This is a genomic window from Sedimentibacter sp. B4 (assembly GCF_000309315.1).
Lineage (GTDB): Bacteria > Bacillota > Clostridia > Tissierellales > Sedimentibacteraceae > Sedimentibacter > Sedimentibacter saalensis.
This window is the reverse complement of sequence record NZ_CANG01000838.1, coordinates 1-201: the sequence shown is the minus strand read 5'-3', so window position 1 is coordinate 201 and position 201 is coordinate 1. Positions and strand designations below refer to the sequence as shown.

Here is a 201-nt window from a genome sequence, read left to right as displayed (position 1 = left end):
CCGGTCGTCGTTGATGCTGGTCAGCGCGTACAGCGTGCAGAGCCGTTCGAGCACGGCCCTGACGTCCGGCTCGTCGCAGGCCTCGATCGCGGCGATGAACGCCTCCAGCATGACCCGCTCCAGGTGCGCCCTGGCCACGAAGAGCATGTGGTCGCCCAGCCGGTTCACCGACTCGAAGTCCCGCCCGGACGCCCGGCGCAT

1 protein-coding gene is annotated in these 201 nt (G+C 69.7%); it reads right to left on the bottom strand.

The window, feature by feature from the left end:
* The coding region (locus BN358_RS13325; protein WP_304412802.1) for an acyl-CoA dehydrogenase at positions 1-201 on the bottom strand (201 nt) is incomplete at both ends.